This is a genomic window from Proteus alimentorum, assembly GCF_002607735.1.
GTDB lineage: Bacteria > Pseudomonadota > Gammaproteobacteria > Enterobacterales > Enterobacteriaceae > Proteus > Proteus alimentorum.
Map to the genome: position 1 here is coordinate 106,127 of NZ_NBVR01000031.1, position 14,410 is coordinate 120,536.

General features: G+C 36.8%; 14 protein-coding genes and 1 pseudogene. 6 read left to right on the plus strand and 9 right to left on the minus strand.

Annotated features, from left to right (window positions below):
- Positions 1 to 74 precede the first annotated feature (74 nt).
- Both B6258_RS11020 and B6258_RS11025 read left to right on the plus strand, forming a co-directional pair.
- Entirely contained in the window at positions 75 to 530 is a 456-nt protein-coding gene (locus tag B6258_RS11020; RefSeq protein ID WP_099075292.1) for a GNAT family N-acetyltransferase, read from the plus strand.
- Between the two features lie 169 nt (positions 531 to 699).
- Entirely contained in the window at positions 700 to 981 is a 282-nt protein-coding gene (locus B6258_RS11025; RefSeq protein WP_099075293.1) for a hypothetical protein, read from the plus strand.
- Positions 982 to 1,077: 96 nt separating this feature from the next.
- Here B6258_RS11025 and B6258_RS11030 read toward each other — a convergent pair whose 3' ends face one another.
- Both B6258_RS11030 and cls read right to left on the minus strand, forming a co-directional pair.
- Positions 1,078 to 1,407, minus strand: coding sequence for an HI1450 family dsDNA-mimic protein (locus tag B6258_RS11030; protein ID WP_414153736.1), 330 nt, complete (start codon positions 1,405 to 1,407; stop codon positions 1,078 to 1,080).
- Between the two features lie 109 nt (positions 1,408 to 1,516).
- Positions 1,517 to 2,977, minus strand: coding sequence for a cardiolipin synthase (cls, locus tag B6258_RS11035; protein ID WP_099075295.1), 1,461 nt, complete (start codon positions 2,975 to 2,977; stop codon positions 1,517 to 1,519).
- A 305-nt stretch (positions 2,978 to 3,282) separates the two neighbouring features.
- Between cls and B6258_RS11040 the strand changes: the two genes are divergently transcribed.
- Together B6258_RS11040 and tonB are read left to right on the plus strand one after the other, a co-directional pair.
- The gene (locus B6258_RS11040; protein ID WP_036913581.1) at positions 3,283 to 3,465 is read left to right on the plus strand and encodes a YciY family protein; all 183 of its coding nucleotides are present in this window, start codon (positions 3,283 to 3,285) and stop codon (positions 3,463 to 3,465) included.
- A 112-nt stretch (positions 3,466 to 3,577) separates the two neighbouring features.
- The gene (gene tonB, locus B6258_RS11045) at positions 3,578 to 4,291 is read left to right on the plus strand and encodes a TonB system transport protein TonB (RefSeq protein WP_099075296.1); all 714 of its coding nucleotides are present in this window, start codon (positions 3,578 to 3,580) and stop codon (positions 4,289 to 4,291) included.
- A gap of 147 nt (positions 4,292 to 4,438) precedes the next feature.
- Here the strand turns inward: tonB and yciA are convergent, their stop codons facing one another.
- Entirely contained in the window at positions 4,439 to 4,870 is a 432-nt protein-coding gene (yciA, locus tag B6258_RS11050; protein WP_006536988.1) for an acyl-CoA thioester hydrolase YciA, read from the minus strand.
- 239 nt (positions 4,871 to 5,109) lie between these two features.
- A pseudogene (locus B6258_RS11055) lies at positions 5,110 to 5,658 on the minus strand (septation protein A); the annotation flags it as partial.
- 309 nt (positions 5,659 to 5,967) lie between these two features.
- Between B6258_RS11055 and B6258_RS11060 the strand changes: the two are divergent.
- Positions 5,968 to 7,773, plus strand: coding sequence for a SulP family inorganic anion transporter (locus tag B6258_RS11060; RefSeq protein ID WP_099075298.1), 1,806 nt, complete (start codon positions 5,968 to 5,970; stop codon positions 7,771 to 7,773).
- A 141-nt stretch (positions 7,774 to 7,914) separates the two neighbouring features.
- On the opposite strand, the gene B6258_RS11065 is transcribed toward B6258_RS11060, so the two are convergent.
- Entirely contained in the window at positions 7,915 to 8,685 is a 771-nt protein-coding gene (locus tag B6258_RS11065; protein ID WP_099075299.1) for a YciC family protein, read from the minus strand.
- A gap of 432 nt (positions 8,686 to 9,117) precedes the next feature.
- Between B6258_RS11065 and ompW the strand changes: the two genes are divergently transcribed.
- Entirely contained in the window at positions 9,118 to 9,753 is a 636-nt protein-coding gene (gene ompW / locus B6258_RS11070; RefSeq protein WP_099075300.1) for an outer membrane protein OmpW, read from the plus strand.
- Positions 9,754 to 10,428: 675 nt separating this feature from the next.
- Here the strand turns inward: ompW and B6258_RS11075 are convergent.
- The 4 genes from B6258_RS11075 to trpCF form a co-directional block, all read right to left on the minus strand.
- Positions 10,429 to 10,743 carry a BON domain-containing protein gene (locus B6258_RS11075; RefSeq protein WP_006536978.1) on the minus strand — a complete coding sequence of 105 codons (315 nt, stop codon included), beginning with the start codon at positions 10,741 to 10,743 and terminating at the stop codon, positions 10,429 to 10,431.
- A 275-nt stretch (positions 10,744 to 11,018) separates the two neighbouring features.
- Positions 11,019 to 11,825 carry a tryptophan synthase subunit alpha gene (gene trpA / locus B6258_RS11080; protein ID WP_099075301.1) on the minus strand — a complete coding sequence of 269 codons (807 nt, stop codon included), beginning with the start codon at positions 11,823 to 11,825 and terminating at the stop codon, positions 11,019 to 11,021.
- Positions 11,825 to 13,015 (minus strand): tryptophan synthase subunit beta, encoded by a 1,191-nt coding sequence (gene trpB, locus B6258_RS11085; protein ID WP_036937130.1) that lies wholly within the window; start codon positions 13,013 to 13,015, stop codon positions 11,825 to 11,827. The genes trpA and trpB overlap by 1 nt, the downstream gene beginning before the upstream one ends.
- Before the next feature lie 39 nt (positions 13,016 to 13,054).
- A complete protein-coding gene (gene trpCF, locus B6258_RS11090; protein WP_099075302.1) occupies positions 13,055 to 14,410 on the minus strand; it encodes a bifunctional indole-3-glycerol-phosphate synthase TrpC/phosphoribosylanthranilate isomerase TrpF in 1,356 nt (451 codons plus the stop codon).

Consider the following 14,410-nt stretch of genomic DNA (forward strand, 5'->3'; position numbering starts at 1 on the left):
GTGTGTTTTTTATTCGTGTTGCTTGACTGTCGATAAAGGATCTTTAAGATGCCATGTTTTATGGAAAGAAAATTATGTTAACTGTAATAAAAGCAAAACCTTCGCACTATGATGAGATGATAGCTGTTTGGGAGTCATCGGTTAGAGCTACGCATGCATTTCTATCTGAAGATATCATTTTATCGCTTAAAAAAGATATTGTAGAACAGTATTTTCCTATGCTTAATACCTATGTTGCGATAGACAATAATAATGTTATTCACGGGATTTTAGGTACAGCAGAAAACAAGTTAGAAATGCTTTTTGTTGATGCGAATTCTAGGGGGCATGGCTGTGGTAAATTACTTACAACCTTTGCGATAAATACATTGCATATTGATGAGTTAGATGTAAACGAGCAAAATCCTCAAGCGATTGGCTTTTATCTTTATATTGGATTTGAACAAATAGGGCGTTCAGAATTAGATGGACAGGGTAATCCTTTTCCATTGTTACATTTAAGACTAAATAAAAATAAGTATAAATACTAAATAAAGAAATATTAAGGATACAAAATGGTGGGAAGTAAAAAACCTCTCTATTTATCTTATGTAAATAATAATTATCCACTCAAATTTGATTTATATCGTGATAATTTCCCTGCTTTAATGAAATAATTTTTTCATAATTAAATAAATCTAACCAAATAGTGGAATAGTTATGAAAAAAACCTTAATTGTTATTTTATCTTTATTTTTACTACCCGCTTGCTCTGAATCACAAGAAAATAAAGTTATTGAATATTGTATGGATACATTAAATGTCTATAGTCATGTGAGCAAAGATCAATGTTTGTGTTTTTATAATGAAGCAAGTGATAAATTTTCTTCAACTGAAATAGATAGAATGGTCAAATCACCACCAATAAAACAAGGCAGTACACTCACAAGAGAGGGGACAATGTTTTTAACTATTGCTCATTCATCTAAATGCTTTGAGTAGCTGATATTACGCGTAATAAGTGGCTTTCACTCATTTTATTTCTTTTTGAAATAAAAAATCACCTGCTAAAATATAAGCAGGTGAGGATAAAAGTGATTATGATTTCCAAATAATATGGAACATAGGCTGTAATGGATCGCGACTAATTAGGACTCGACCAAAAATATCATCAATATCGGAATCATCGTCTGGAGCAAGGCCAATAATGACTTCGCTAAAACGGGCTGATGTGACAGGCTGGCCAACAATGAATTGCCAATCATTACCTAATGCAACCACTTCAGCAGCACCTCTTTCTTCAAATTGTAGGTTAAACAATAATTGGTCTGCAACATCTAAATTATCAGCTGCTTGGGCTAAAAATAGATCATAAGCTTGTTCTAAAGCATCGTCTTCACTGATTAAAGTTGGTTCATTCATGGTAATGCCTGTTTATTGTTCCAATAATTATCGCGCTATTTGTATCGCATTTTTACTAATTTAGCACAGTTATTTGTTGCCTGTTCTTAGTAGTCTATTGATTATAACATTTCTGTTATAACAGAGGACTAAAGAAATAGCAGATACGCTCTAATACCCGATTTAAGAATGGTCGTTTTTCCCATTCATCCATGGTTAACTCTGTTGATCGGGCAATGTAATCATATTGAACAATACTTAAATCACTTCCAAAACCTTCATCATCAATGACAACGGTAATTTCAAAGTTTAACCATAAGCTACGCATATCAAGGTTAACTGAACCTACCATACTGAGTTGTCCATCAACCATCACGCTTTTGGTATGTAATAAACCGTCTTCAAATTGGAATATTTTTACACCTGATTCGAGCATTTCTGTAAAGAATGAACGGCTTGCCCAACGTACAAGAAAAGAGTCATTACTGCGAGGAACAATAATACTCACATTCACACCGCGCATTGCAGCGGTTGAGATTGCATGAGCAAGATCATCGCTAGGTACAAAATAAGGTGTTGTCAGTACCAATTCTTTTCTTGCAGAGTAAATGGCTGTAATAAGTGATTGCTGAATTAGCTCATCAGGAAATCCAGGGCCTGAAGCGATGACTTGTGTTGTATGGCCGCTTTCTTGCTCACAAGGCATAATATTATCATCAGGAGGAGGGGGTAAATGGCGCTCACCCGTTTCCATTTCCCAGTCAAAGGCATAAATCATACCTAATGTTGTAGAAACAGGGCCTTCCATTCTTACCATAATATCAATCCATTGACCCACACCGGAATCTTGCTTGAAATAGCGAGGATCAACCATATTCATACTTCCTGTGTAGGAAATATAATTATCGATCAATACGATTTTTCGATGTTGACGCAAATCCATGCGGCGTAAGAAGAAACGGAATAAATTAACATGCAGTGATTCAACAAATTCAATGCCCGCTGCTCTCATTGCATTTGGGCCATTAGTACGGAAGAAATTCCAACTCCCTGCTGAGTCAACCATGACTCGGCATTTTACACCACGCTTGGCGGCTCTGATTAAGGCATCGGTGACTTCATCGACTAAACCACCTGATTGCCAAATATAGAAGACCATTTCAATGTTATCACGAGCATTATTAATATCGCGTGTAATTGAATTTAGTGAGTCTTCACAGGTGGTTAAAAGCTCAATTTTGTTACCTTTAACACCTTTAATACCTTGGCGTTTAGCTGTTAATTGGAAAAGAGGGGTCGCAACATCGCTCGTACTGGTAGCAAAGATATGCTTACATTTCCTCAGTTCTTCAAGCCACGCAACAACAGAAGGCCACATCTGTTTAGCATGTTCAACACGTCGTTTTCCTAGGTGTAATTCACCAAAAGCAAAATACGCAATAACCCCGACTAATGGCAGAATATAGATGATCAATAACCATGTCATTGTAGATGTAACAGGTCGTCGGTGCATTAGGACACGAAATGTGACCCCTGCAATTAATAGCCAATAGAAGAAAAAGGTTAGCCAACTTAATACAGTATAAAATGTTGTCATAGTAGAGCTATTTTCCGTTGAAAATGAATCGCATGGATAAGCTAAAGACAAATTACTAAAAATAGTTCATTATTTTTGTTATTTGCCGAATGTTGTTATTAAATCAGGATTATTATCTCTGTCAAATCTCTTTCTTAAGAGATAAGCATCAAATAAGCAATAAGATACAACTCTTTATTCATTTTTTCTTTGTGAGAAATGCTCAAATAATGGATGAAAATCAAGCAAATCATAAATCACCCCTTGGATCACAAAATGAACGTCTTATAATAGTCCACTTATTCGAAAAAATAGGTGCTGATAGCATGAGACACAGTAGGACTGAAGTAGCTCGTTGGCGGATGATGAGACAAGCTATACGTAAACGACGTCGATGGTTAGAAGGGCAATCTCGTCGTAATTTCCGAATTTATAAGCTGCGCAAACTTGATACTTCTAGAAAACATAGAGCACTTTTATTTGTACAACATATAGAATGGAACTCATAATTTCACTTTTTAACAGTTAATATCAATCATTTTGCTAAACGTTATTGAATATGATTGCTATTTGCATTTAAACTAGGGGCATATTTTTTCTTTAGGTGAAATAAGATCAGTTATGCGTTGGAAGCTTTGGGTACTCATATCACTTTGTCTACATGCCTCACTTGTTGCGGCTGCGATGTTATATGCCGTAGAAGATAAGCCAGTTACACCTGAGCCTATCTCTATACAGATGTTGGCATTTGCAGCAGATGAGCCAGCAGGTGAACCAGAACCTGTGGTCGAAGAAGTCACGCCTCCAGAACCTGAACCGGTTGTTGAACCTGAACCCGAGCCAGAACCCATTCCTGATGTAAAACCTATTATCGAAAAACCAATAGAGAAAAAACCAGAACCAAAACCGAAACCTAAGCCAAAACCTGTGGACAAACCAAAACCGCCTGTTGAGCGACCACAACCTTTAGTTGTTAATAAAGGTAATGATCTCAAAAATCTTAATCCGACGGTAAAGCCAAGTGATAAAGGCGATGAAAAACCGGTTGCAGTGGCAAGCAATGGTGAAGGAAAAGTACCAAATGCAGTACGCCAAGGTTTACCAATATACCCACCACGGGCACAAGCTGTCGGTATTGAAGGATCAATTAAAGTTCGTTTTGATGTTGATGCTGAAGGGCGAGTAGACAATGTAGAAGTTATTTCTGCTGATCCAAAAAACGTGTTTGAACGTGAAGTGAAAAGAGCCATGCGCCAGTGGCGTTATGAAAAAATTCCTTATAAAGGAAAAGTGGTTGTTATTGAGTTCAAAATGACGGGAATATCAACAAGCTAATTTTGATAAAGTTCAATGGTTAAATAAAGTAATATCAGTTATTAGCTATCCAATAAACAAAAGGCACTTTGATAAGTGCCTTTTTTAGTATCCCGATTTTTAATATTTTCGCGCTATTCTTCGTAATCGAATTGTCGTAATGACGTTTTATTCCATTGTACTTGTTAGCGTGAAATGGGCTTTACCTTCCGGTAAGCGACGAGCTGAATTATTCTCATCAACGGCAACATAGGTAAAGACAGCTTCTGTTGCACGATAGCGCTGGCCGACAGGTTCTGTGGCGACTTTCTTAACCCAGACTTCAATATTAACAGTAATTGAAGAGTTACCTGTTTTTAAGCAACGCGCATAGCAACAAACGACATCGCCAACAGCAACAGGTTTAAGAAAGGTAATGCCTGTTACGCTTACAGTAACGACACGACCTAACGCAATTTCTTTTGCTAAAATTGCACCACCAATGTCCATTTGAGACATTAACCAGCCACCGAAAATATCACCATTGGCGTTAGTATCAGCAGGCATGGCAAGGGTGCGTAAAACGAGCTCACCATTAGGCAAAGATTGTTGTTCAGTCATGGGGAATAATGTATCTGTAAATAAAAATAATGTTGAAACCAAGGAGATATTTACCCGTCATACTTCAAGCTGTAGCGTTGTTGACTACAACTTAAGTTATTTAGAGCACGCATCTCCCAATAAAATAAAAATGATTATTCAGATTTTGAATGAGCATCATGTGATGTCGGTTTAGATGCTTGTTTTGTCACATCATCTGATAATGCTTGTTCACTATTTTCTGTCGTTTCGTCTTCAGGTTGTTCTTCTGGTAAACGGTTATTCCAGATATAAACCACACTAGCGATAGTAAAGATAAAGGTTAAAATGGTTAACCCAAAGACTTTAAAATTAACCCAAGTCTCTTCCGCCAAAGAAAATGCCACATAAATATTACCAAGAGCACAAGCAAAAAAGAAAATTACCCATGCAATATTGAGTTTTTTCCAATTTGCAGGCGGCATAGCAAGCTCTTTGCCTAACATTCTTTCCATTAACGTTTTGGGTGTAAATAACTGCATACCAATTAAAACGATGGCAAAAATGGCATATATAGCTGTCACTTTCCATTTAATAAAATCAGCAGAATGGAAGAAGATGGTTAATGAACCAAAAATAGTGACCACAATGGCGGTAATGAGCGGAGCTTTCTCAACTTTATGGAAAATAAGCCATGTCAAGCCGACTGAGATCCACGTTGCGATAATTAATGCACCTGAAGCATAGAAAATATCTTGCCATTTATAAAAGATAAAAAACACTAATAGTGGAGCAAAATCAAGTAATTGCTTAAGCCAGCCATTTTTCATAACAGATAGGAACCTATGGTAATTAAATTCATAAACTTGGCTATTCTAATGCAAAGCGACAGAAAATGGGTAAACAATTGCATATCTTTAACGACAGAGTGTTAATTTATACAAGAAACGCTATTTTTTTCTGAAATAACTCAATGAAAAGTCAACGTAATTGCGTTTATGTAAAATTAAAACTCAAGCTTGAGTTATGAAAGAGGATTTAAATATTACACTAGTATATGATTCATTAACTCATCATTATCACCCGCCACTTTTTGATGAATGCATAAATAAAAAAGTATTTCTGATAAGAGGAAATCAATGAACGGAAAAAGAATAATAAAATGGATGCCAGGATTAGGCTTATTATTTAACTATAAGCGTGAATATTTTGGCTATGACTTAAAAGCAGGGCTTTCGGTTGCTGCCGTCGCACTACCTGTTGCCATTGCTTATACCGAATTATTAGGCATTAATGCTATTGTTGGATTGTATGCCTGTATTTTCCCCATGATTATTTATGCATTATTTGGTACTTCTCGCCAATTAATTACGGGACCTGATGCAGCAACGTGTGCCGTTATTGCTGCAGTCGTTATTCCATTATCTGCTGGTGATGAAAATACACGATGGCAACTTGCAATTATCATGACTGCAATGACGGGGTTTTGGTGTATTTTAGCCAGCCACTTTCGGTTAGGCGCTTTTACTGACTTTCTATCTCGTCCTATTCTTCAAGGGCTATTAAATGGTGTGGCGATCACCATTATGGTTGGGCAAATTAGTAAAGTATTTGGTTTTGACACTTCGCCAGATCACTTAATTGAAAAACTCATTGAAGTTCCATTTCGATTAATGGATGCACACTTACCTACGGTATTGATGTCAGCGATAACTCTCGCCTTATTATTGGGTATTCGCTATTTTCGTAGCCGATGGCCAGCACCATTAATCGCCATGGTTGTGATGACTTATCTTAGCTGGCAATTTGATTTAGCAAGCTATGGTATTGCTATTGTGAATAAAGAGGCGGGAAATGTTGACCTATTTCTGCCAGTCGTTTCGATGAGTGGATTTCATCCTGGTGTATTACGAGAATTATTGGTTCCCTCCATAAACTTGGCGGTCATTAGCTTTGTAAGCTTTATGATGACAGCGCGCAGTTTTGCCAGCAAAAATGGTTATGACGTCGATGCAGACCAAGAATTAAAAGCATTAGGTATTGCCAATATTGCGGCCGCGCTTTCACAAGGATTTGCTGTAAGTGCGGCAAGTAGCCGTACCGCAGTCAATGATTCTGTTGGGGGTAAAACGCAATTAGTTTCTATTATCGCCGCATTGATGATTTTGCTCGTGTTGTTATTTATGACCGATTTTCTTGCTTATATTCCACTGTCTTCGTTAGGGATTGTGTTGATAGTTTCTTCTTGGTCATTGCTTAGTATTCGTCATATTTGGTCTTATCGTAAACGTAATAAACAAGCCTTTACCTTGGCATCATTTACCTTATTAGCCGTGTTATTAGCCGGATTGATTAATGGTATTGGTTTTGCTGTTCTATTAGGTTTATTGCAATTTTTACGTATTGTTTTTCGGCCAAGCGATCAGCTATTGGGTATTGATGAACAAGGAATGGTTCATTCAATGAATAAAGATAATGGAATTGAGCCAATTGAAGGCTTAATGATGTACCGTTTTAATTCACCTCTGACTTATTTTAATGTGGGTTACTTTAAAAAACGGGTACTTCAACTTGTTGATAGCGCACCTCAACGCCCAGCCTGGTTAGCTGTAGATGCGGCGGTAAGTTTTACCTATGACGATGTCAGCGTATTTGCGGCTATTGATGAACTCATACGAGAGTTACGAATAAAAGGCGTTAAATTGGTTTTAGCTGGGCGCAGAACGGAGTTAAATCGCTGGATTGAACGTAACAGAATTTTGCTAAATGAAGATGACTTGATTATTGCTCCTGATCTCTACTTTGTGATCCGACTTTATCAAAGCCGACAGCAAATTAAAGAGAAACAAAAAGAAGCCAGAAAAGAGGCATTAAAACAAGAAGCAGAGAACAACAAATCATCGATATCAGAAGTGCCGATAGAAAGTCAGACATCAACACCTTAAGTATTCTAGTGAAGTTTTATGAGTGTTGATAAATAAAAAGTAAAATCCCGTGATAAGTCGTTAATTTTGAACTGACCCCAGTTCACTTATACACGGGATTTTTTATTGGTAAATTTTGTAGGTAGCTATGCTTTGAATAAATTAGCGCGAGTGTTGTGTTGTGTATTTGTTTTCAACCAACATAAACAAGCGAAACAAGTAAATAACCAACCAAGCTGAAGTCATATTTTTTAAGAAATAGAATAAAAATTTATGGAGTAAATCGGGTAAACCAACAGCCATATTACTAAAAATACCTACACCAAACTGCAATAAAATCCAGATCCCTAATGCAGGAATAAGTGCACCTGACTCACCAAATCCCGTTTTCCAACCTAAGCGGATCGCTTTTCCCAGATTTTGTTGGCGGATTAAAGCTACTGGAGCAAGTGCAAATCCAACTAATAAAATGATCCCAGGAATAATGAGCATAAAGCCCGCACTAATCAAAATAGAGCACAGTAAAATCAATAGAAACATTTTAGGTAAACGAGGTAAGCTTGCATTAAATGTTTGACTTAATGTGACGTTATGACCTGTAGAGAGCGCCATGGCAAGCATTAGAATGACCAAGACAAGGATGCTTTGCTGTAGTAATTCAAAAATATAAATCATTAATACTTTTTTAAAGATCCCCACAACACTGTTATTCATTGCTTCTAATTCAGCTGGTGTGATATCTGAGAATCTCGTTTTTTGAAAGTTAATAATAAATTCGTTTATTAACTGTGATTCTTGTGCGTTAGGCCCAATCATCAAGTAAATGGTAGCTAATAGAATGGCTAGAATAGCTGAAAGTATCACAATACTACGTTGTTCATTCTTATAAAAATTCAGACTGTCTCGGTAGATTGTGCGTGCCGTGGTAGGCATGAAACTGCTCCTATAAAAATAGACGGTGTCAATGCGCGTTATTGTACCTGCTACAACAACAAAAAGGGATATTTTCTCTTACTTCTCTTATTCGTTTTTTTCTTGATGTTAATAATCAGAATACCCTCATTATTTAAAATAAAGCAAACATTGTTTTAACAAAAAAACAACCTTATTTTTAAATATATCTTTTTAGGATATTTTTTATTCAAAAAGTATTGCTAAGAATAAATTAAATTATAAGAAAAAATTGTATTAATGAGTAATTTGATGTGGATCAATTATAAATAATCGCATTGATAAATAATAAAAAGAGAAATAACACTTTCCGCAAAAATAATTCCAAAGTTGTGATCGGTATTAGATCATAATTATCAATAAATGGTTATATTTTTAGCGGAGATTTTACTTATTACAGGAATGGGTTAAATAATGAAAAAACTTTCTGCGCTTATTTTAGCGGCTGCAACTCTTGCGCCTTCTATTTCTTTTGCTCATCAAGCGGGTGATTTTTTATTCCGTGCAGGCACTGCAACTGTTCGTCCTAATGCCGGTTCTGATAATGTATTAGATATTGGGCATTTCGAAGCTAATAATAATACCCAACTAGGTTTAACCTTTGGGTATATGATTACTGATAATATTGGTGTTGAATTATTAGCAGCTACTCCTTTTGAGCACAAAGTATCATTAACAAACTTTGGTGAAATTGCGACTGTTAAACATTTGCCACCAACATTAATGGCACAATATTACTTCGGTAATGGCGAAGACAAACTACGCCCTTATTTAGGTGCAGGTCTGAACTTTACCACTTTCTTTGATGAGAAATTTAATTCAGCAGGTAAAAACGCAGGTCTTTCTGACTTAGATTTGAAGGATTCATGGGGCTTTGCCGCACAAGCCGGTCTAGATTATAACCTCGATAAAAACTGGATGCTGAATGCGTCTGTTTGGTGGATGAATATTGAAACGGATGTTAAATTTAAAGCGGGTGAAGATAGACAATCAATTAGCACACGCCTAGACCCATTTGTATTTATGTTTGGTGTGGGTTACCGTTTCTAATTATTCTTTCTTTAAAAGAATAATTCAGAATTAAAAGCGAAGATTATCTTCGCTTTTTTTATCTTTTAAATCTGAACCAAACCTGTCACTTTTAGATTATATAAAGTCTCTGTTTTATTGTTGAATACATCATTTGTGGGTAATTAAAAATAGAGATAAATAGAAAAAGATGTATTTTAGATAAAACATTTAATATTAAAACATCAACAAAGGTGTATTTTATATATATCTTATATTTTTGCCTTATTAATAAGATAAAAAAGTGTATTTTTATTTATTAAAAACGAATGATCTTTTAGTAAATAAAAGAAGGTACCATGTAGATGTATTTAAAACACATCTTTCATTTTATTTTAGTCAAAGCGCTTTGTGCACCAAGAGATAGAAAAAAATAAAAAAAGAATAAAAGGCGTTTAAGATAAGGGAGATTCATAAAAATAAGAAGATTAGGTTTTAATCATAAAATGATTAATTATTCTTTTTGATTGTTCTTTTTGTGAACGATTTTTAAGGCTGGATAAAAACAACCTTTTTTTAATCTATTGGCATTTTTTATAAAAATTGATCTGTCTTATGATAAAAGCTCATGCTGAGAATGACGTGCTTGGCAAAAAAAGACCACCGAAAGGGTGGTCTAAAAAGTAAGGCTAAAGGAAGACTAGAATAAAGAGGGGATCAGCGGATCACCATTGAGTTGATAACACCTTTTACGCCTGTAACTTTACGGGTTGTTTCAATGGCACGGTTGGCATCCGCTTGAGAAGAGACAAAACCACTTAATTGAACTTTACCTTTAAATGTCTCGACGCTAATTTGTGTTGAGTTAAGATTTTTTTCACCTATTAATGCTGTTTTAACTTTAGTGGTGATCACGGAGTCATCAAAATAACCCCCAGTACCTTCTGATGTTGCAGTAGGAGAACATGCTGATAAGGTAAACGCCATAAGTAATGCTGCCATAACAGCGGAGATTTTTGCCCATAGTTTCATTATCAAACTCCTTTTAATTACATTATTGATTGAGTATTTCTGAAAAGAAAATATAAAGCGCTTTATAAAGTATGTGCAAAAAATAAAATTTTGCCAAATTTTTATCAGTGCAGTTCAAGTTTCTTGAAATAAGAGAAAAGGGGATATAGCACCATTTTATGCGGGTTAAGCAGCAAAATAAGCAATAAAAAGCGTGCGTTAATCACTGTGGATTTCAGAGTAATCCGCTTAGAAAAATAGCAAACTATTCCTCTAAAGCGGATCAAAAAGGGCAATTAGGCAATAGTTGCCGCTTTCATTTCTTTAACAAATTGAGTCAGTGTTTTAAGCATTACCTCTGGCTGATGTAGGTTTTTCTCAATAATTTGAACAACCGCTGAGCCCGAAATTGCACCAGCCGCGCCATTTTCGATCGCTTCTTTTACTTGTCTAGGTTCTGAAATTCCAAATCCTTGTAATGCAGGGGGAGCATGATAGGTTTTTAGCTTGTCAGTAAGATGTGTTAGTGATTGTTCTGCTCGTTTATCTGTACCGGTTACACCTGCTCTTGATAGTAAATAGGTATAACCTTTACCTGATGTTGCTAATTCTTGTAAAAGTTCATCATCAGCATTAGGAGGGCAAATAAAAATAGGACTGATATTTGCGCGTTGTGCTGCTTCACGGAACTCTTTTGATTCACGTAAAGGTACATCACCAATTAAGACAGAATCTACGCCTGCTTGCTCGCATTTATTATAAAAATTATCAATACCATTACTAAAAACAAGGTTGGCATAAACTAATAGGCCAATAGGAATATTAGGATGTTTTTTGCGCACATTTGCTAAAAGTGCAAAGCAATCAGTGGGAGTTACACCTATATTCAGTGCCCGTAAATTAGCACCTTGAATAGTAGGACCATCTGCAAGAGGATCGGAAAAGGGAATACCAATCTCTAATGCATCTGCGCCACCTTCAATTAACGCATCAATAATGTGTAATGACAGCTCAGGTGAAGGATCACCTAATGTGACAAAAGGAACGAATGCGCCTTGCTGTTTTTGTGCTAATGCGTCAAAGCATACTTGATAACGGCTCATTAGATTTCTCCTCTTGCTGCTAAAATATCGTTTACAGTAAAAATATCTTTATCGCCACGGCCTGATAAATTGACAATTAATAGCTGCTCTTTATCAGGATTTTGTGCAATTAATTTCAGTGCATAAGCCAAGGCATGAGAAGATTCTAAGGCTGGAATAATCCCTTCACGGCGAGAAAGTGCTTTAAATGCTTCTATGGCTTCATCATCGGTAACAGAAACATAATCAGCACGACCAATGCTATTTAAATGTGCGTGCTGAGGCCCGACAGAGGGGAAATCAAGACCGGCTGAAATTGAATATGACTCTTCAATTTGTCCTTCATCAGTCTGCATAATTGGGGACTTCATACCAAAATAGATCCCTAATTTTCCGTGTTTCAGTGGTGCGCCATGTTCACCTGTTTCAATACCTTTTCCTGCAGGCTCAACACCAATGAGTTGCACCGAAGTTTCTGGAATAAAAGAAGCAAATAAACCGATAGCGTTAGAACCACCGCCAATACAAGCGATAGCCGCATCAGGTAGACGACCTTCACGCTCTAGAATTTGTGCTTTAGCTTCATCACCAATCATACGTTGAAACTCACGAACAATGGTTGGATAAGGATGAGGACCTGCCGCTGTTCCTAATAAGTAATGCGCGCGATCGTAACAACCAGACCAGTCACGTAATGCCTCATTACACGCATCTTTTAAGGTAGATGAACCACTGTGAACAGGGATCACTTCGGCACCCATTAAGCGCATACGAAATACGTTAGGCGATTGACGTTCGACGTCTTTAGCTCCCATATAGATACGGCATTTCATATTAAGCAGTGCACAGGCTAAAGCAGTTGCAACACCGTGTTGACCCGCACCTGTTTCTGCAATAATTTCAGTTTTACCCATACGTTTTGCTAACAAGGCTTGACCCAATACTTGGTTAGTTTTATGCGCACCGCCATGCAGTAAATCTTCACGTTTTAGATATAAACGAGTTCGCGTACCTTCCGTTAAATTACGACAGAGCGTGAGAGCCGTAGGTCTGCCTGCGTAATTTTTTAATAAATCTTGGAATTCTTGCTGAAAAGAGGGATCGTTTTGCGCATCAATAAAAGCTTGTTCGAGTTGATCCAATGCAGGAATTAAGATTTCAGGCACATATTGGCCACCAAATTCGCCAAAGTAGGGGTTAAGTTTTCTCATTGTGATGTCATCCTGTTTAAAATTTTATTTTTGTGAAATTTAGCTGAGCTGTAACTGTGTAAATACTTGGTTCAGACGTTGTGCATCTTTTATGCCAGGAGCCGATTCTACTCCAGAGTTAAAATCAAGCCCGATACAACCTGTTTTAACTGCATCCAAACAGTTTTCACTGTTAAGACCGCCTGCAAGTAACGCTTTTTCACGTAATGTATTAGGAATTTTTTGCCAATTAAACGTTGTTCCTGTGCCACCAGTGCCGTTATCAAGTACATATTTATTAACGTGTGACACAGGAGAAATATCTGCGTGGGTTGCCATATTTATTGCTTGCCAAATCTCACAGTTAGGTTGAATTCTTTGTCTAAGTTGCTCAATAAACTGAGCATCTTCTTGTCCGTGTAGTTGAATGGCAGCTAAATTAAGTTTTTCAGCATAGTCACAAATAAGCTCCATAGATTGGTTTTGAAAAACGCCTACAAAAGCCAAAGGTGCTTGTGTAATCAACTCTTGTGCTTGTGACAACGTCACTTTACGAGGGGATTTCTCCGCGAAAATCAATCCAGCATAATAAGCACCGGCTTGGTAAACTGCTGTTACATCTTGTGTACGAGTTAACCCGCACACTTTATGCTTTCCCAACACTAGCGCTCTTACCGCTTGGTCAATATTTTCTTGAGACATTAAGGCGCTACCGACCAGAAAACCATTAGCATATTGGCTTAATGCTTGAACTTGCTGGTGGGTGTGAATACCCGACTCACTGATCACGATTGCATCTTTAGGCAATCCTTGGCTTAACTGCTGGGTACGCACTAAATCGATAGAGAGATCACGCAAATCGCGATTATTAATACCAATAACTTTGGCATTGAGATTAATGGCACGTTGGCGCTCTTCTTCGGTGCTAACTTCGGTTAATACGCCCATATTTAATTGATGAGCAACGGCTGATAGTGCACGATATTGCTCATCATTTAAGACAGAGAGCATTAATAAAATGGCATCTGCTTGATAAAAACGTGCTAAATAGATTTGGTATTCATCAATAATAAAATCTTTGCATAAAACGGGTTGATGTACGGCTTGGCTAACTTGACGTAAATAATCAAAACTTCCTTGAAAATATTTTTCATCTGTTAATACCGAAATTGCAGCAGCATAAGGCTGATAAACTTTTGCAATCATCGCGGGATCAAAATCAGCACGGATTAGACCTTTTGAGGGCGATGCTTTTTTACACTCTAAAATAAAAACAGTATTAGGCTGAGTTAATGCCTGATAAAACGAGCGTGTTGAAGGCTCTATTTGGTGCGCAAATTCTGATAATGGTTGGCTTGCTTTACGTGCAATCAAATATTCCGCTTTGTCTTTTACAATGGCGTTTAATACAGTCAT

Coding starts and splice junctions, on each gene's coding strand:
- B6258_RS11020 (WP_099075292.1), top strand. CDS start 75: ATGTTAACTGTAATAAAAGCAAAACCTTCGCACTATGATGAGATGATA.
- B6258_RS11025 (WP_099075293.1), top strand. CDS start 700: ATGAAAAAAACCTTAATTGTTATTTTATCTTTATTTTTACTACCCGCT.
- cls (WP_099075295.1), bottom strand. CDS start 2,977: ATGACAACATTTTATACTGTATTAAGTTGGCTAACCTTTTTCTTCTAT.
- B6258_RS11040 (WP_036913581.1), top strand. CDS start 3,283: ATGAGACACAGTAGGACTGAAGTAGCTCGTTGGCGGATGATGAGACAA.
- tonB (WP_099075296.1), top strand. CDS start 3,578: ATGCGTTGGAAGCTTTGGGTACTCATATCACTTTGTCTACATGCCTCA.
- yciA (WP_006536988.1), bottom strand. CDS start 4,870: ATGACTGAACAACAATCTTTGCCTAATGGTGAGCTCGTTTTACGCACC.
- B6258_RS11060 (WP_099075298.1), top strand. CDS start 5,968: ATGAACGGAAAAAGAATAATAAAATGGATGCCAGGATTAGGCTTATTA.
- B6258_RS11065 (WP_099075299.1), bottom strand. CDS start 8,685: ATGCCTACCACGGCACGCACAATCTACCGAGACAGTCTGAATTTTTAT.
- ompW (WP_099075300.1), top strand. CDS start 9,118: ATGAAAAAACTTTCTGCGCTTATTTTAGCGGCTGCAACTCTTGCGCCT.
- B6258_RS11075 (WP_006536978.1), bottom strand. CDS start 10,743: ATGAAACTATGGGCAAAAATCTCCGCTGTTATGGCAGCATTACTTATG.
- trpA (WP_099075301.1), bottom strand. CDS start 11,825: ATGAGCCGTTATCAAGTATGCTTTGACGCATTAGCACAAAAACAGCAA.
- trpB (WP_036937130.1), bottom strand. CDS start 13,015: ATGAGAAAACTTAACCCCTACTTTGGCGAATTTGGTGGCCAATATGTG.
- trpCF (WP_099075302.1), bottom strand. CDS start 14,410: ATGACTGTATTAAACGCCATTGTAAAAGACAAAGCGGAATATTTGATT.